Genomic DNA, 17,762 nt, shown 5'->3' on the forward strand with positions numbered 1-17,762 from the left:
TATTTATCCAAACATCTATCCAACAAACTATTACAATTATGAAGAACCTACTTTTATCGGCCATAGCCCTTTTGGGCAGCCTCTTTGGTGCTAATGCCCAAGATGCCCTTATTGTTAACACACAGGGCAGGCAGCATGTATCGTTAAACGGTACATGGCATTATATTATAGACCCTTACGATACCGGTTTTTACGATTACCGCTTTAAAGAACGCCCAGAAAAAGATGCCGGTGCCTACTGGAATAACAGCGAACCAAAAGACCCCACCCAGTGGACGGAGCATGGCTATAAAGCACCCTACAACATACAGGTACCGGGCGACTGGAACAGCCAGGACAAACAGTTTTTGTATTACGAAGGCTCTGTTTGGTACCAACGTAATTTTGATAAGCCTGCCGCCACCGCCGGTAAAGATGTTTACCTGTATTTTGGCGCGGTAAATTATGAGGCACACGTATACCTTAACGGTAAAAAACTGGGCACACACAAAGGTGGTTTTACGGCTTTTAACTTTAAAATACCGAAGGAACTGCTAAAAGATAAAGACAATTTTTTGGTGGTACGTGTAGACAACAGGCGCCACGCCGATGAGATACCTACCGTTAATACCGACTGGTTTAACTACGGCGGTATTACCCGCGATGTAGAGCTGGTTATAGTGCCCCAAAACTTTATACAGCAGTACAACCTGCAATTAGACCCATCTCAGGATATTGTGGCTGCCAAAAAGAAAAACAAATACAAACTAAGTGGCTGGGCAAAAATAAATACCCCGTTAAAAGGAGGCAAGGTTACGGTAGAGATACCCGAGCTTAAACTTAAAAAAGAGTTTGCAGTACAGGGCGACAGCGTTGCCTTTAATTTCGAGGCCGGTAAGATAGGGCTATGGTCGCCGGAAAGCCCGAAGCTCTACAACGTAAAATTTGCGTTGGGCGGCGAGTCGGTTTCAGAGAAAGTAGGCTTCAGGAAAATTGAGGTTTCGGGTAAAAAAATCATCCTAAATGGCAAACAGGTATTTTTAAGGGGCATCAGCATCCACGAAGAAATTCCGCAGCAAATTCGCCGTGCGCATTCTAACAAAGATGCCAGCCAGTTATTAGGCTGGGCTAAAGATTTGAATTGCAATATGGTGCGTTTGGCACATTATCCACATAACGAAAATATGACCCGCGTAGCCGACTCTTTGGGCCTTATGGTGTGGAGCGAAATACCGGTGTACTGGACTATCGAATTCGGTAACCCGGAAGTATTGGTAAAAGCCAAAAAACAGCTAACCGAGATGATTGCCCGCGACCGTAACAGGGCGAGTATCATTATCTGGTCGGTAGGTAACGAGACGCCCGTTAGCCCAATACGCACCACCTTTATGAGCACGCTTGTAAAAACAGCTAAAAAGCTGGATGGTTCAAGGCTTATTTCGGCAGCGTTAGAGGTAAATTATCAAAACGGCGTACACCATGTAGATGATCCGTTGGGGCAGTATACTGATATTGTTTCGCTTAACGAATACCTGGGGTGGTATGGGTCTACGCCCGATGCCTGCCGCGATGCAAAATGGACGGTTGGTTATGATAAGCCATTTTTTGTTAGCGAGACCGGTGCCGAGGGCAACTTTGGCTTTCATGCCGATAAAACGGCCCGCTTTAGCGAAGAATACCAGGAGTGGTACTACCAGGAACAGATAAAGATGTTCGAAGAACGCTTTCCTGATAGTTACAGTGGCTTATCTCCCTGGATATTAGCCGATTTCCGTTCGCCTCGACGTAACAACCCTACCTATCAGGAAGGTTGGAATACCAAGGGGCTTATCAGCAAAAACGGCGAAAAGAAAAAAGCATTTTATGTGCTACAGGCCTATTACAAAAAGATAATGGAGAAGGAGTTAGCAATAAATAAGCAATAAACAATATGCAATAAACAATAAGCAATAAACAATTGACAATAAATAATTTATAATAGTTACCACACAATGAATTTAAGACAAACAACAGTATTATTTGCCACGGCATGCCTTGTTATTACGGGGTGTTCATCAACAAAAAAAGCAGCCGCTACGGGCGAATTTAAAACCTGGGCGCAAACCCCGCCAATGGGTTGGAACAGCTGGGATTGCTACGGCCCAACCGTAACCGAGGCAGAAGTAAAAGCTAACGCCGATTATATGGCTGCCAACCTTAAAAAACACGGCTGGGAGTATGTTGTTACCGATATTCGTTGGTATGTAGAGAATGATAAGGCAGGCGGTTATAATGAGACTGATCCGCGTTATGTTATTGACCAGTACGGGCGTTACCAGCCTGCGGTAAACCGTTTCCCTTCTGCTGCAAATGGCAATGGCTTTAAAGGCCTTGCCGATTATGTGCACAGCAAGGGGCTAAAATACGGCATCCACATAATGCGTGGCATCCCTAAAAAGGCGGTGCAGGAAAAAATGCCCATTAAAGGTACTAACGGCATTACTGCCGATATGATCTATAGTACAGAACTACAGTGTAAATGGCTGAAAGACAACTATACTATTGTAGCCGATAAACCAGGTGCACAGGAATATTACAACTCTATTATAGAAATGTATGCCTCTTGGGGTGTCGATTTTATTAAGATAGACGACCTTTCTGCCCCGTACCACGAGGGCGAAATAAACCTTATCCGCAAGGCAATAGACAACTGCGGCAGGAAGATAGTACTGAGCACATCGCCGGGAGAAACCCCGATAGCCGCCGCCGCACACGTTAGCAACAATGCCAATATGTGGCGTATGGTAGATGATGTTTGGGATACCTGGCCGCACATTACGCACCTTATGGAAGTTAGCCAGAAATGGTACCCGTACATTGCGCCGGGCACATGGCCTGATTGCGATATGATTCCGCTTGGGCGCATATCAGTTAGGGGAGAGCGTGGTAACGACCGCATGACGCGCCTTACCAAAGATGAGCAGTACACCCTTATGAGCTTCTTTACCATTTTTAAATCGCCATTGTTCTTTGGAGGCGATTTGCCAAGCAACGATGCCTTTACGCTATCGTTATTAACTAATGATGAAGTACTTACTATGCACCGCGAAGGTACAGATGTAAAGCAGCTGTTCCAGAAAGACGGCAAAATAGCGGTAACTTCTAAAAACGCAAAAGATGGCAGTGTTTACCTGGCGCTAATCAATGTATCTGATACTGCTTCTCAGGAAGTTGCTGTTCCGTTGGCCGATCTTGGCCTTACCGGCAAAGCTACCATTACAGATATGTGGAACGGCAGCGGCGTTTCTAAAAAGGGGGAGATCGTATCGGCAACCTTAAAACCTCATGCCTCAGTACTATACAAATTAAGTGCCAAGTAATATGAAGAAATTTAGTATACATACGCTGCTGTCCCTTAGCCTTTTGCTGGCAGTGGCGTTTGTGTTTTCTGCTTTCGGCGTAAAGCCAAAAAGCAAAAGCCCTGATAAGGTGTACCTTTTTGCGTATGCTACCGAGAAGAATTCAGGTAAAAATGGCCTGCATTTTGCATGGAGCAACGACAAGCTAAACTGGTATGCCATTGGTAATGAGTACAGTTTTCTTAAATGCGATTATGGCAGCTGGAGCACCCAAAAAAGAATGTTGGACCCGTTTTTGTTTAAAGACCAAAACGGCTTATGGCATTGCCTTTGGAGCGTTAATGAGGCCGATGGCGTACTGGCCCATGCGGCCTCTAAAGACCTGGTTAACTGGCAGCCGCAAAGCTATCCGCTGCTTATGGATAAAGCTACTTTTGAAGACAAATCTTTGGGCAGCGTTCAGGATCTGGAAGTAACTTCTAAAAACGGTACATACACGCTAACGTGGCTAAGTGGCGGTATGGGTGGCACGGTGTTTACCAATACCACCAACGACTTTAAGAAATATACCGAAACACAGGGAGGCTTGGTAAACAACAGGTTAGATATTCGAAAAGATGTAAGGGTTGCCGGAGAAATGCAGCAGGGCACGATAACCGAAGTTGACTGGAGTGTTGTAGATAACCTTAAAAAAACGGTAGATGCCGCCAATTATAAGAGAGAAAGCAACCAGGCATCGGCAAAGACCGATAGTGTATTGTTTGCCAAACTTAAACCTCTTACAGCCAATATAGTTATAGATGCATCGCAAAGTAAAAAAATAAGCAATATGCTTATGGGGGTCTTTTTTGAAGACATTAACTATGCTGCCGATGGTGGCTTATATGCTGAACTAATACAAAACCGCGATTTTGAATATGCCCTTAGCGATAAAGAGGGCAAAGATGCCAAGTGGAACCACACTACGGCATGGAGTGGCACTTTCAGGCTGGATAGCGTTAATGCCATCCATAAAAATAATGCGCATTATGCAGTGCTTATTAACAGTACCATTACCAATAGCGGCTTTGATGGCATTGCCGTAAAAGCTGCCGATAAATACAACTTTAGCCTGTTTGCCAAGGGTGCAAAATGTACGGTAAAGCTTAAAGATGCAACAGGCACTGTTGTGGCGCAAACTACCATATCGCCTAATGGCTATTGGAAAAAATACACAGCAGTTTTAAAACCATCTAAAACGGTTGCCAATGCAGTTCTGGAAATCAGCACTATGGGAGAAACGGCTGTAGATATGGTATCGCTTTTTCCGCAAAAAACATATAAAGGTCGCAGTAATGGCCTGCGCGAAGACCTTGCGCAGACCGTAGCGGGGCTTCATCCCCGCTTTATGCGCTTTCCGGGTGGCTGTGTGGCGCATGGCGATGGTATTGGCAACATTTACCGTTGGAAAAATACCATTGGCCCGCTCGAATCGCGCGTGCCGCAACGCAACCTTTGGGGCTACCATCAAACCGTTGGCTTAGGCTATTTTGAATACTTTCAATATTGCGAAGACATGCAGTCTGAACCCGTACCGGTACTGGCGGCGGGTGTTCCGTGCCAAAACTCGGCGGTAGGCGGGGCGGGGCAGCAGTTTGGCATCCCTATGGAACACATGGATGAGTATGTGCAGGATGTACTCGACCTGATTGAGTATGCCAACGGTGCAGTTACCACTACATGGGGTAAAAAACGTGCTGAAGCAGGGCATTCAAAACCCTTCAACCTCAAATACATAGGTATAGGTAACGAAGACCTTATTACCGATGTTTTTGAGGAGCGCTACACTATGATTGTCAACGCCGTAAAGAAAAAATATCCAAACATCACCATTATTGGTACGGTGGGTCCGTTTTTTGAAGGTGCCGATTATGTAGAAGGCTGGAAAATAGCTGATAAGCTGCAACTGCCAATGGTAGACGAGCATTATTACCAAACGCCGGGCTGGTTTGTAAACAACCAGGATTTTTATGATAGTTACGACCGTTCTAAATCTAAAGTTTACCTTGGCGAATACGCATCGTGGGGCAGCAGTGTTTATAATGCCCTTGCCGAAGCACTGTACCTTACAGCTTTAGAACGCAATGGCGATGTAGTTAGCATGGCATCTTACGCGCCGCTTTTGGCTAAAGAAAACCATACGCAATGGAACCCTGACCTGGTGTACTTTAATAATACCGAGGTTAAGCCTACGGTAAATTATTATGTACAGCAGCTTTATGGCCAAAATCCCGGCGACAGCTACATACAGAGTTTTACAGAACTTTCAGACAATAGTGCCGAGGTGCAAAAACGCATCGGTATATCGGTTGTAAAAGACAGTAAATCAGGCGATGTAATTGTAAAACTGGTAAACATGCTACCGGTTGCCGTAACGCCGCAAATGGAACTTCAGGATATAACACCCAAAGGCCCGGTTAGCTACACCACATTTAAGGGTAACGCTAACGCCAAGTCAAACGTGCTTCCGGTAACGGCAGCTGTTTCGCTTAGCGAGGCTGTTTCAAAAGAGCTGGCACCTTATTCGTTTACCGTAATACGCATAAAAACAAAGTAATAGATCAATGAAAAATACATTTACCGCATTTGCATTTTTAGTTGCATTTGCACTTCCTAAAGCCAATGCACAGGCACCTGTAACGCCTGCTAAGAAAGATTATACGGCCTACCTGTTTACCTATTTTACGGGTAACGATGGCGCCGAAGAATCAATACGTTTTGCCGTGAGCACCGATGGCTACGATTATAAAGCACTGAATGGCAACGTCCCTGTTTTAGACTCTAAGAAAATAAGTTCTACAGGAGGCGTTCGCGACCCGCATATTTTAAGGGGGCAGGATGGCAAAACCTTTTATATGGTTGCCACCGATATGACTTCGGCCAAGGGGTGGGATTCTAACAGGGCTATGGTGCTGTTAAAATCGACCGACCTTGTTAACTGGTCGTCTACCATTGTAAATATCCAGAAGCAATATCCTAACAACGAGAATTTAAAACGCGTGTGGGCACCACAAACTATTTATGATGCTGTTGCCGGTAAATACATGATTTACTTTTCGTTACAGTACGGCAACGACCCTGATAAAATTTATTACGCCTATGCAAATAAAGATTTTACAGGCCTTGAAGCCGCCCCTAAATTGTTGTTTGTTCCTAAATCGGGCAAAGCGTGCATTGATGGCGATATTATTATAAAAGATGGTGTGTACCACCTGTTCTATAAAACTGAAACCGAACACGCCGGCATTAAAGTGGCTACTACCAAGAACCTTACGTCGGGTAACTGGATTGAGAACGACAACTACCTGCAGCAAACGCCTGAGAGTGTTGAGGGGGCAGGGGTGTTTAAGCTGAATAATTCAGACGAGTACATCCTTATGTACGATGTATACAAAAAAGGCAAATACCAGTTTACTAAAAGTAAAGACCTTGAGCACTTTACGGTAATAGACAGCGATGTAAAAATGGACTTTAAGCCGCGCCACGGTACGGTTATGCCCATTACAAGAGGCGAACTGAAAGCGCTTTTAGCTAAGTGGGGTACGCCAAAAGGCTTATCTTCAATACAAAATAACCCGGCGTTAGAGGGCTTTTATGCCGATCCGGAGATTCTATATTCCAACAAAACAGGCAAGTACTACCTTTATCCTACCAGCGATGGTTTTGATGGCTGGAGCGGTTATTATTTTAAGACGTTCTCGTCGGACAACCTCGTAGACTGGAAGGATGAAGGCATTATTATCGACCTTAAAAAAGACGTTACCTGGGCCACCCGTAACGCCTGGGCTCCCACTATTGTAGAGAAAAAGATTAAAGGCAAGTACAAGTATTTTTACTATTTTACTGCTGCTCAAAAAATTGGCGTAGCTGTAGCTGATGATCCTGCGGGTCCGTTTAAAGACAGCGGCAAGGCATTGCTATCGGCAAATCCGGAAGGGTTGGGCGGGCAGGTAATTGACCCGGATGTGTTTACCGACCCAAAAACCGGCAAGAGCTACCTGTATTGGGGTAACGGCTATATGGCTGCTGCCGAGCTGAATGACGATATGATTTCGATTAAAGAAAGTACCCTGAAAATACTAACGCCTAACGATAGCTTTAGGGAAGGTACCGAGGTGTTTTTTAGGGATGGCAAATACTACTTTTTATGGTCTGAAGACGATACCCGCAGCGAGAATTACCGCGTTCGTTACGCCACAGCTACGAGTCCGCTTGGGCCGTTAACCATTGCTAAAGACAACCTGGTAATAGCAAAATACACTGCCAAAGGCATTTACGGCACGGGGCACAACTCGGTTATACAGGTGCCGGGCAAAGACGAATGGTATATTGTGTACCACCGTTTTTCTATCCCCGATGGGATTACCATGGGCGATGCCGCAGGCTACAACCGAGAGGTATGCATCGATAAATTGCAGTTTGATGACAAGGGTAGCATCATAACCGTTAAGCCAACTTTAGAGGGTATACAGCCGCTTACATCTAAAAAGCGCTATTTTTAATACAGCATTTAATTAAAAATCAATATGTTACTAACTAATATCTCCTACAAATTCAATGTACCCATATGCTTAGCTACCTTTGCTTTACTAACAGCATGCAGTTCTGCTAAAAGTATTGTAAATGTGGAAGTTAATAACCTGTTGGATTTTTCCCGCAAGGAAATTGTAACACTTAAGCGCAATCAGTTAGGGGTTATTTTAAAGGCTAATAAAGAGAATTCAATAAGAGTTAAAAGTCAAAGTTCAGACACGTATTTGCCTATTCAATGGATTGATTATGAGAATGATGGGATGGGCGATGAGTTGTTGTTTCAGGCTGAAGTGGCGGCTAATGCGGTAGCTAAATTTAGCATTGTAGCAGATAGTACTGTTGCTTTGCCGGAGAGTAAAACAACTACCTATTCGCGCTTTGTGCCCGAACGTACCGACGATTATACCTGGGAGAATGATAAGGTTGCTTTTAGAACGTATGGTCCTGATGCTCAGCAAAAAACAGAACAAAAACGGGAGAATGGTACACTTTCCAGCGGAATTGACCTTTGGCTGAAACGTACTGATAAACCGGTTATTAACAACTGGTATGCAGGTTATAAAACCGACCCTAATTTTTACCACAAAGACCACGGTGAGGGTTACGATCCATATCACGTTGGTGCAAGCCGTGGCACAGGCGGTACCGGTGTTTGGGAGAACGACAGCCTGCTGGTTTCCAAAAACTTTGTAACCCATAAAACCATTGCCGAAGGCCCGCTTAGAACGGTGTTTGAACTTACGTATGCACCGTGGAGTAATTATAATGTACACGAAACCAAAAGGATATCGTTAGATCTTGGCTCTAATTTTTCTAAATTCGAGATTGATATTGTGGCCGATAAGCCTGTGCCCAACTATACGGTAGGTATTACCCTGCACAACAATCAGGGCGAGGCTAAGCTTAATGAGGGGCAGGGATGGTTTATGCACCAGGAGCTTATTGATGGCTCTTTTATTTGCGAAGGCATCATAATAGATCCGGCAGTTATAGACCGCGCTTTTGTAAACAAATCTAAAACGCCCGACCAAAGTAACCTGTTGGTAGTCAGTCATCCAACAGGCAATAAAATAACCTATTATGCCGGTTTTGCATGGCAAAAAAGTGGCCAGGTAGCCAACGTTGCCGATTGGGAAGCAATGCTTATAAAGCAGGCACAAATAGTAGCCAATCCGCTTAAAGTCACGGTTAAATAATTTAGTATTAAATAAACAAAAGAGCCTCAATATCTTATGATGTTGAGGCTCTTTTATATGTTACAATTTCTTATTACTGTGCAACCTGTAAAAGGTCTACGGCGGCATCGTTGCGCTGTTGATAGGAAAGGTCTAAGGCCGTAAGGCCTCGGGTATCTTGTACTGTGGTGTCGGCTCCGTTGTCTAATAGTAACTTAACCAGGTCGTTACGGCCAAACATGGCGGCAAACATAAGGGCAGTGCCACCATTGCCGTGCTGGGTATTTAGGTTGGCGCCGCGTTGTATAAGTAGCTGGGCAATATCAGGATAGCCTTTAAAACTGGCCCCCATAAGGGCGGTGTTTCCACTAAGGTCGGCGGCATTAATGTTGGCACCTGCATTTAGTAATGCTTCGGTAGCCTCTAATTGTCCGTTGTAAGATGCAATTATAAGGGGGGTATAGCCGCGTTCGTCCTGAACATCAAGGTTTTCCATCTGGGCAAATATCTCCTGTAAAACGGGCACGTTGCCCTGGCGGGCTGCCGAAAATAAAGCCGTAGTAATAACGTCCATAGTGTTTGTATTTTGTAGCTGTAAATTACAAAATGAAATAATGAACATGTTGTAAAATAATCATAAATAAATGGCTGTTTTCGGTGCAGGATTATGATTATATTAGCTTGTATTTAAGATAGTTTAGGGATAAATTCGAAACCTATTCGTTAAATTTAGGCAGAGTATTTAATAGTCAAAAATGCCCTTTAAACCTTACAATGGAAACAAAAAAACGTATTGCCATACTTGGTGGCGGCCCCAGCGGATTGTTTATGTATAAACGTCTTATAGAGCTGGAAAACAACAATATAGAGATTGATATTTTTGAGAAAAAACAACAGCTTGGTGCCGGTATGCCTTATAGTTACGAAGGTGCTAACGCTGAGCATATTACCAATGTATCCGGTAACGAGATACCCCAGATAGTAACCTCCATACACGAGTGGGTGTTTACCGTGCCAAAAGAAACATTGGATAGTTACGGCATTGTTCCTGAAAGGTTTAACGATTATAAAGTGCTGCCGAGGCTACTGTTTGGACAGTACCTTTCGGCGCAGTTTGACCTGCTGCAGGATAAGGCCAGAGAGGCAGGCATAACTACGAAAATTCACCTGGGCGTAACAGTAACTGATGTTATAGACCAACCCTCTCAAAATGAGGTATATGTGGAGTTGGCAAACGGCGAAAAAATTCGGTTTGATAAGGTAATAATTTGCACAGGTCACAACTGGCCAGCACGTTACGAGGGCAAAGTGCCCGGATACTTCGACAGCCCATACCCTCCGGCCAAGCTGGCGTTAAAGCTCAACCACCCGGTGGCTATTAAGGGATCGTCGCTTACGGCCATCGATGCCATTCGCACGCTTGCCCGCAATAATGGCTCATTTACAGAGGATAAGCACGGTAAAATAGCCTATCAGCTGGCCGAAGACAGCGCCGGTTTTAGCATGATGATGCACTCCCGCAGCGGCCTGTTGCCAGCGGTGCGTTTTCATTTAGATGATTCGCATCTGTCTAATAATAAGCTGCTTAAAGAGGAAGATATAGCGGAAAATATTGCCCGGAACGGTGGGTTTTTATCGTTAGATTTTCTTTTTGAGAAGGATTTTAAAGACCTATTTAAAGATAAGGACCCCGATTTCTATGCACGCATTAAAAACATGACCATAGAGCAGTTTGTGGAAGCCATGATGGAGTTAAGGGAGCGCCTCGACCCATTCCAACTGCTTAGGGCAGAATATGTTGAGGCCGAAAAATCTATAAAAAGGCATGAGTCGGTTTACTGGAAAGAGATGCTTGCTGTACTTAGTTTTGCTATGAACTACCCTGCAAAATACCTCTCTGCAGAGGATATGCTGCGCCTTCAAAAAACGCTAATGCCTTTAATATCAATAGTTATAGCCTTTATTCCGCAGCGTTCGTGCGAAGAAATGCTCGCCCTGCATGATGCCGGCCTGCTTAATATTACTGCCGTAGGGCAGGACAGCGAAATTGAAGTAAACCCTACAGGTGGTGCTACTTATGTGTTTAAGGATGAGGATGGTAACGAGCAATCAGTCTTCTACAAAACCTTTGTTGACTGCGTTGGGCAGCCCCATTTGCAGTTTGACGATTTTCCGTTTAAAAATCTTACAGAACACAGGGTTGTGAGCCCGGCGCGACTGCAATTCAAGTCGGATGCTGAGGGTAAAAAATTGAAAGAAAAAGGCGACAAAAGGATGGAGCATGATGCCGACGGCCATTTTTACCTTAACGTACCCGGAATTACCATTAACGATAACTTCCAGGTGGTTGACCAATATGGTGCTTTTAACAGCCGTATCTCCATAATGGCGGTGCCGTATATTGGGGGCTATAATCCTGATTATTCGGGGCTTGATTTTAGCGAAGAGGCTTCAGAGCGTATTGCAGCAACCGTTCAGGAGGAGTTTAAAACAGCGTATTTATAAAATTTTTATCCAAAATAATTACCGTAAAATCTTACAAATGTATATGTTTTTACAGTAAAATTAGTTTCAAATTTAGTCTGAAAAATCTCAAAATTATGTGTCTGAAATTCAAGTATCTAATTTTGATATTTCACTTTCGGACTTTGAGTTAGGGCTTTTTTTTGCTTTTTTTGAGTAGTTGGCATGTATGCTATGTATAGTCATTTAGCAGAGGTTGAATTTTTGATTTTAAATTTCAGAATTCAAAATCAAAAATTGCTATTTCAGTTTACTGCAAGAACCACTTCAGTACTTTGTTAAGCTAACGGTTGTAACTTTGCATCGGGGAAATAGGTAGTACAAATTACAAAGTTTTGGGCCTGAATTTTATTTTAAAGAAAACAATAAGCAGCAGCATGCTTAACATTATGGCATTGGTGACAGACAGGGGCAGGGCGTCTTTTAAAATTCCATACAATAACCATGCGGCGGCGTTACCGGCCAGTAATAAAATGGTGGGCATAGAGAGGTCATCGGCCGATTTGGTTTTTATTATTTTGACTACCTGTGGCAAAAATGATACTGATGATAATACTGCGCCAACAAAGCCAATTATAAGTTCGATATCCATACGTTTATTTGCTTTTTTAGTGTTTATAAATATGTTTAAAAGCATAAGTTACATTTTTTAAGCCTTGCAGACCAACTTTGTTGCACTGTTTGTAATATAATTAAGAAAGCAAACGTAGTAGTGGATTGAATGTATAAGCCACAAACCTGCCTGCCGGCAGGCAGGTTCGTGGCAAAAAAATTATTTGTGAGCTTTCATAAAATCCAGTATTTCATCATAACGGTCGTTCCACGGCCAAAAATATTGCAGCACCATAGGCACGTGGCTTTTATTAATGTGTATGGGTTTTACGTTGGGTTGCAGGGGGTGCAGTGCTGTTAAAAAACGATCGTTGCCTGTTTTAATCGAGCTATACGTTTTATCTCCTACATAAATTAAAAACGACGGGGTATTTTTGTTCAAAAAATAAATGGGCGATGCATCGCGCCACACTTCGGGGCTATTTGTCCACGTAGTAAGATAGTCGCTATCGGTAGTAGGTGGGTTGCCTTCCAGGTAATGTTTCATGTCGAGCCCGGCAGCATCGTTAAGTATAATGCCAGATATGCTCTTTGGGTCAATGCCATATTTAGGATTCATAACCGCCAACGCCACCAAATGCCCGCCTGCAGAATGCCCTGTAACAAATATGCGGTTAGGGTCGCCGCCGTACTCAGCACTGTGCAGTTTGGCCCATTGTATAACGGCGGCAATTTCTTTCGCCATCCCATCATAGCTGGCGTTGGGGCTCAGCGTATAGTCGGGTATTATGGTAACCACGCCCTTTTTGGCAAAGTTGCGGCCTAAAAAGCCGTAGGTATTTTTGTTGCCCGTATTCCAGTTGCCGCCATGCACAAAAATAAGCACCGGCATTTTTTGCTGTTTGGCTCTGCGCTTAACAAACACATTTAGCTTGGGCACTGCCGCGTTGGCATTAATGGCCGACTCTAAATAGGCTACATCTTTAATTTTTTTGGCGCCGCAGTTAGCAAATAGGGTGCATATTGTAAATACTAACAGGTATTTTAAAATTCGCATGTAAAGGGGTTTATGTATATGTACGTAGTAACTTAGCTCAGGGTGCCATTTTTTAGGGCATTTAAAAGTAAGTCGTAATCTTTATTATTTTGCTCGTTGTAGGCCACGGCATATTTGGCAATAGCATCTTCAAACATCTCGGTGCTTCCCATGTAGCCCTCTAAAATAGCGGCATCGCCGGTGCGGGCATGCGCACGTGCCAACGCCCATCCGCAGGATCGGGCATAGGCTAAAAAGGTAGCGTTGCCCATTTTTTCTATTACGGGTTTTACCTTGGCATCGCGCATTTGCCGAATATAAAACGACCTGCCTTCATCATCAGTAGTAAATCCTAAAAACATATCCGACGCCGACTGCATAAGCTTTTGCCCCTGTACCACCCTTTGCCCGTGGTTTTTAAACCTTCGGATGCCTGTAAATTGCTCCAGTATGCTATTGTGTGCCTCTTTAAATTGAAGAAATAAGGGGTCGCCGGTGGCCGACATAAGTAATATAACCCCGCACCAGGTACCCACGCTGCCCACGCCAACTACCTTAATGGCAACATCTTGTATGGTGTAGCGGTTTAGCAAAATGCGCTTATCCGGCGATAGGGTTTTTAGGTAACTATAAAAAGCACGCTCGGCACGGCCAAAAAACTCAGCCTCCCTATCTGGGCTTACATGATAAATTAGCGGAGGGTTATCTTTTATACGGTGGCGCCCACCTTTAGTGTAGGTAAGTTTTTCAAACTCCCTTTCGTGCGGTAACAGGCTGGCTGCCTTGCGCACCTTTTTAAGGCTTACCATTTTTTCGCGTTCGTAGCCATCTTTGGTAAGCTCCTTAAGGCTAATCTGGGCGTACCATATTTGCAGTGCCGACATCTTAGCATATTCCGCCATGTGTATGCGGTAGCTGTTGGCAGCGCGCCAGGCAGCTTCCTGGCTCTCAATATCGCTAAAGCCCAGTGTTTTTCCGGCAATCATAAAACTGGCGGCAAGGCGTTTAACATCCCACTCCCAAGGGGCGGGGGCGGTTTCATCAAAGTCATCAATATCAAAAACCAGCCTGCGCTCGGGGGTGGCAAAGCCGCCAAAATTTTGAAGGTGGCAATCGCCGCAGGCCTGTAAATTCATTCGGGTTGATGGCATTCGCCCGAGGTCTGACGCCATAATGGCCGCACTGCCTCGGTAAAACGCCAGTGGAGATTCGGCCATGCGTTGGTACCTTATGGGCAGCAGGCTTTCTATACGCCCGGCGCTGTTTTGGGCCAGTATGGCAATAGGGTCGGGCCTGTCTGTCGTATTGTGCAGGCCGTGCAGCTCTATAGGGCAACGTTTGGTTTGCAGCCTGCCATATTCATAGCGTTTTAGCTTAGATGCACTGGCCGCAAAATGCTTGGTAAGTGTGTTTTTAGAGGTAGTTTTCATGGCAAATAACAACGGGTTTTAAGTACAATTGGGGATAAATAGCTATACTAATGTAAACATAACCGTTTTGCGTTACTGCTAATAAAAAGGTAAAGTTATTTAGGAAATTATGCACAGATATTACATAATGCAGCCTTTTATTAAAACCAAAACAGGACTAACTATTGCTAATTAATCCTGTTTTTTATTTTTATGATATGTGTGCTATGCCTTATTTAAAAACTGCCTAAGCACATACTGTAAAATACCCTCGTTACGGTAGTATTCTATTTCTATTTTAGAATCGAGCCTTGCAATAGCGCGGAATTTAATCTCGCTGCCATCGTTTTTTTTAGCTACAACCTCAACCTCTTTTAACGGCCTTATGTCGTTAGCAATGCCATAAATACTAAATTGTTCCTGGCCGGTAAGGCCAAGGCTTTCGGCATTTTGGCCCGGCAGGTATTGCATAGGCAACACGCCCATGCCCACAAGGTTACTACGGTGAATACGCTCGTAGCTTTCGGCCAGTACGGCTTTAACGCCCAGCAGGAAAGTGCCTTTAGCAGCCCAGTCGCGCGATGATCCGCTGCCGTACTCTTTACCGGCAAGTATAACCAACGGAATTTTAGACTCCTTATATTTAACCGACGCATCGTACACGCTCATCTCTTCGCCGGTAGGCAAAAATTTGGTGTAACCGCCTTCGCGGTCGGCCAGTTTATTTTTTATACGAACGTTGGCAAACGTACCGCGAATCATAACCTCATCGTGCCCACGGCGCGAACCGTACGAGTTAAAGTCGGCTTTTTGCACACCTCGGCTCAACAGGTATTTACCCGCTGCCGATGCCTCTCCATACGAGCCTGCCGGCGAAATATGGTCGGTAGTAATACTATCGCCAAGAGCTAAAAGCACATTTGCACCTTCAATATCTTTTAATGGCTGTGGCTCTTCGGGCAGGTCTTTAAAAAACGGCGCCTCTTTAATATAGGTAGAAGCCTCATCCCAAACATAAATTTTTTCGTCGGGCACCTGCAGGTTCTGCCATATCTCGTTGCCTTCAAAAATGGTACCGTAGCTGTTGGCAAACTGCGTAGGAGAAAGCACATCGTGCATAATGGTATTAATCTCCTCGTCGCTTGGCCAGATGTCTTTTAAGAAAACCGGCTGCTGGTTAGGGTCGTAGCTAATAGGCTCGTTAAGCAGGTCGATATCTACACGGCCGGCAATGGCATAGGCCACTACAAGCATGGGCGACATTAAAAAGTTCATTTTTATTTGCGGATGTATCCTTGCCTCAAAATTTCGGTTACCCGAAAGCACCGATGCCGCAACCAGGTCGTGTTCGTCTATTGCTTTGGCGATGTGTGCCGGCAGCGGCCCCGAGTTACCAATACACGATGTACAGCCATAACCCACAATGTGGAATTTCATGGCCTCAAGGTCGTCCAGCAAATCGGCTTTAACAAGATAGTCTGTCACCACTTTAGATCCCGGCGCCAACGATGTTTTAACCCAGGGTTTAACATCGAGCCCGTGCTCGCGTGCTTTACGCGCCACAAGGCCGGCACCTATCATAACATACGGGTTAGAAGTGTTGGTACACGATGTTATTGCTGCAATAACCACCGACCCGTCTGACAGCATAAACTGCTCCTGGCCAACGGTTACGGCAACCACCTTCATACCGTCTTCCATTTTTTCCTCAATTTTGGTTTCGGGTGGCATTGGGGTTTCGGTAGTAATGGGCAGGGCACTGCCGCCTTCGGCATACCAGCGCGTAAGCTGGTTTTGAGGTTTAACGTACTTACGCCCAAACGATGTATGCAATAAGTCTATAAATTTAGATTGAAAGTTTTTAAGCAATATCTTGTCCTGCGGCCTTTTAGGACCCGATACGGTTGGCTCTATGGTAGACAGATCCAGTTCTAAAATATCGGTATAGGTAATGGTTTCGTTACCGGTACGCCACAGCATGTTGGCCTTGCAGTAATCTTCTACCAGTTTTACCTGATCTTCAGATCGGTTGGTGGTGCGCATGTACTCCAGCGTTTTATCGTCTATTGGGAAGTACGTAACGGTACACCCAAACTCCGGCGACATATTACCTATGGTAGCCCTGTCGGGCACGGTAAGGTTATCTAACCCATCGCCAAAAACCTCTACAAATTTGCCTACAACGCCGTATTTTCTAAGCAACTCTGCAATGGTAAGCACCATATCTGTAGCGGTAGACCCCAACGGAATTTTACCCGTTAGCCTAAGGCCAATAACCTCTGGCATAATAAAGTAAATGGGCTGGCCCAAAATGGCGGCTTCGGCCTCTATACCGCCCACACCCCAGGCAATAACGCCAATGCCGTTAACCATAGGGGTATGGCTATCGGTACCCACAAGCGTATCCGGAAAAATCTCTCCGTTGCGTTCTATAACCCCTTTAGACAGGTACTCCAGGTTAACCTGGTGGCAAATGCCCATGCCCGGTGGCACCACGCTAAAGTTACTGAACGATTTTTGCGCCCATTTAAGGAATTGGTAACGCTCCTGGTTACGCTGGTATTCCTCATCCATATTGCGCTGGTAGGCGTAACCCGTACCAAAATAATCTACCTGTACCGAGTGGTCTATAACCAGGTCTACGGGTATAAGCGGGTTAATGGCATCGGGGTTTTTGCCTCTTCGGGCCACCTCTGCACGCAGCGATGCTATATCTACCACTGCCGGCACACCGGTAAAATCCTGCATTAAAACACGGGCCGGCTTAAACGGAATATCCTTATCCGATGCTTCCGGCTGCCAGTTCAGTATGGTTTCTATGTTTTCTTTAGTAATGGCAAAATCATCAAAATTTCGCAAAACGTTTTCTAACAAAATTCTGATGGAAAAAGGCATCCTCTCAATATCGAATCCCTGTGCCTGCATTTCGGTTAGGCTGTAGTAAGTAAAAGTGCCATTTTTTGTATTAAGTAACTTCTTTATCTGATAAATATCGTTCGACATAATAACGGGGTATTTAATTGTAAAATGTGTTACCTAAATGTAGGGCTAATCGTTCATATAGCCAATACGTTGCGCTTATATAGTCTCATTCTTAATAAGGGTTTTTTATTGGCTAAAGCACCTTCCTGGTATTGTTAAAATTTTAACTCTTGCCTTACAAAATCAGGTAAAAACA

The 17,762-nt window shown here is 44.5% G+C and carries 11 protein-coding genes; 6 read left to right on the forward strand and 5 right to left on the reverse strand.

Translation table 11 applies throughout. The features are described 5' to 3' along the window. Positions 1–38: 38 nt before the first annotated feature. From G509_RS0113495 to G509_RS0113515, 5 genes are all read left to right on the forward strand, one after another. On the forward strand, positions 39–1,904 hold the full coding sequence (locus G509_RS0113495) for a glycoside hydrolase family 2 protein (protein WP_026992016.1): 1,866 nt from the start codon (positions 39–41) through the stop codon (positions 1,902–1,904). A gap of 66 nt (positions 1,905–1,970) precedes the next feature. Then, entirely contained in the window at positions 1,971–3,338 is a 1,368-nt protein-coding gene (locus tag G509_RS0113500) for a glycoside hydrolase family 27 protein (protein WP_026992017.1), read from the forward strand. Position 3,339: 1 nt separating this feature from the next. After that, positions 3,340–5,913 (forward strand): alpha-L-arabinofuranosidase C-terminal domain-containing protein, encoded by a 2,574-nt coding sequence (locus G509_RS0113505; RefSeq protein ID WP_026992018.1) that lies wholly within the window; start codon positions 3,340–3,342, stop codon positions 5,911–5,913. Between the two features lie 7 nt (positions 5,914–5,920). Beyond that, positions 5,921–7,858: a glycoside hydrolase family 43 protein gene (locus tag G509_RS0113510; RefSeq protein WP_026992019.1), complete on the forward strand. Its 1,938-nt coding sequence runs from the start codon at positions 5,921–5,923 to the stop codon at positions 7,856–7,858. A gap of 123 nt (positions 7,859–7,981) precedes the next feature. Then, positions 7,982–9,085, forward strand: a complete 1,104-nt coding sequence (locus tag G509_RS0113515; RefSeq protein ID WP_242604835.1) for a DUF4861 family protein — start codon at positions 7,982–7,984, stop codon at positions 9,083–9,085. Between the two features lie 73 nt (positions 9,086–9,158). Here G509_RS0113515 and G509_RS0113520 read toward each other — a convergent pair whose 3' ends face one another. Continuing rightward, on the reverse strand, positions 9,159–9,638 hold the full coding sequence (locus G509_RS0113520) for an ankyrin repeat domain-containing protein (protein ID WP_026992021.1): 480 nt from the start codon (positions 9,636–9,638) through the stop codon (positions 9,159–9,161). A 200-nt stretch (positions 9,639–9,838) separates the two neighbouring features. On the opposite strand from G509_RS0113520, the gene G509_RS0113525 reads away from it, so the two are divergent. Further along, entirely contained in the window at positions 9,839–11,569 is a 1,731-nt protein-coding gene (locus G509_RS0113525; RefSeq protein ID WP_026992022.1) for an FAD/NAD(P)-binding protein, read from the forward strand. Positions 11,570–11,912: 343 nt separating this feature from the next. Here G509_RS0113525 and G509_RS23115 read toward each other — a convergent pair whose 3' ends face one another. From G509_RS23115 to acnA, 4 genes are all read right to left on the reverse strand, one after another. After that, entirely contained in the window at positions 11,913–12,224 is a 312-nt protein-coding gene (locus G509_RS23115; RefSeq protein WP_081663312.1) for a SemiSWEET family sugar transporter, read from the reverse strand. Between the two features lie 135 nt (positions 12,225–12,359). Continuing rightward, a complete protein-coding gene (locus tag G509_RS0113535; protein ID WP_026992024.1) occupies positions 12,360–13,196 on the reverse strand; it encodes an alpha/beta hydrolase in 837 nt (278 codons plus the stop codon). A gap of 32 nt (positions 13,197–13,228) precedes the next feature. Beyond that, positions 13,229–14,605 carry a DUF2252 domain-containing protein gene (locus G509_RS0113540; protein ID WP_026992025.1) on the reverse strand — a complete coding sequence of 459 codons (1,377 nt, stop codon included), beginning with the start codon at positions 14,603–14,605 and terminating at the stop codon, positions 13,229–13,231. A gap of 204 nt (positions 14,606–14,809) precedes the next feature. Then, a complete protein-coding gene (gene acnA, locus G509_RS0113545; protein WP_026992026.1) occupies positions 14,810–17,587 on the reverse strand; it encodes an aconitate hydratase AcnA in 2,778 nt (925 codons plus the stop codon). Between the last annotated feature and the right edge of the window lie 175 nt (positions 17,588–17,762).

The sequence above is a fragment of the Flavobacterium subsaxonicum WB 4.1-42 = DSM 21790 genome, assembly GCF_000422725.1.
In the GTDB taxonomy this organism is placed as follows: Bacteria; Bacteroidota; Bacteroidia; order Flavobacteriales; family Flavobacteriaceae; genus Flavobacterium; species Flavobacterium subsaxonicum.

Excerpts from the sequence above, each read along its gene's own strand:
- G509_RS0113495 (WP_026992016.1), top strand. The coding sequence starts at position 39 with ATGAAGAACCTACTTTTATCGGCCATAGCCCTTTTGGGCAGCCTCTTT.
- G509_RS0113500 (WP_026992017.1), top strand. The coding sequence starts at position 1,971 with ATGAATTTAAGACAAACAACAGTATTATTTGCCACGGCATGCCTTGTT.
- G509_RS0113505 (WP_026992018.1), top strand. The coding sequence starts at position 3,340 with ATGAAGAAATTTAGTATACATACGCTGCTGTCCCTTAGCCTTTTGCTG.
- G509_RS0113510 (WP_026992019.1), top strand. The coding sequence starts at position 5,921 with ATGAAAAATACATTTACCGCATTTGCATTTTTAGTTGCATTTGCACTT.
- G509_RS0113520 (WP_026992021.1), bottom strand. The coding sequence starts at position 9,638 with ATGGACGTTATTACTACGGCTTTATTTTCGGCAGCCCGCCAGGGCAAC.
- G509_RS0113525 (WP_026992022.1), top strand. The coding sequence starts at position 9,839 with ATGGAAACAAAAAAACGTATTGCCATACTTGGTGGCGGCCCCAGCGGA.
- G509_RS23115 (WP_081663312.1), bottom strand. The coding sequence starts at position 12,224 with ATGCTTTTAAACATATTTATAAACACTAAAAAAGCAAATAAACGTATG.
- G509_RS0113535 (WP_026992024.1), bottom strand. The coding sequence starts at position 13,196 with ATGCGAATTTTAAAATACCTGTTAGTATTTACAATATGCACCCTATTT.
- G509_RS0113540 (WP_026992025.1), bottom strand. The coding sequence starts at position 14,605 with ATGAAAACTACCTCTAAAAACACACTTACCAAGCATTTTGCGGCCAGT.
- acnA (WP_026992026.1), bottom strand. The coding sequence starts at position 17,587 with ATGTCGAACGATATTTATCAGATAAAGAAGTTACTTAATACAAAAAAT.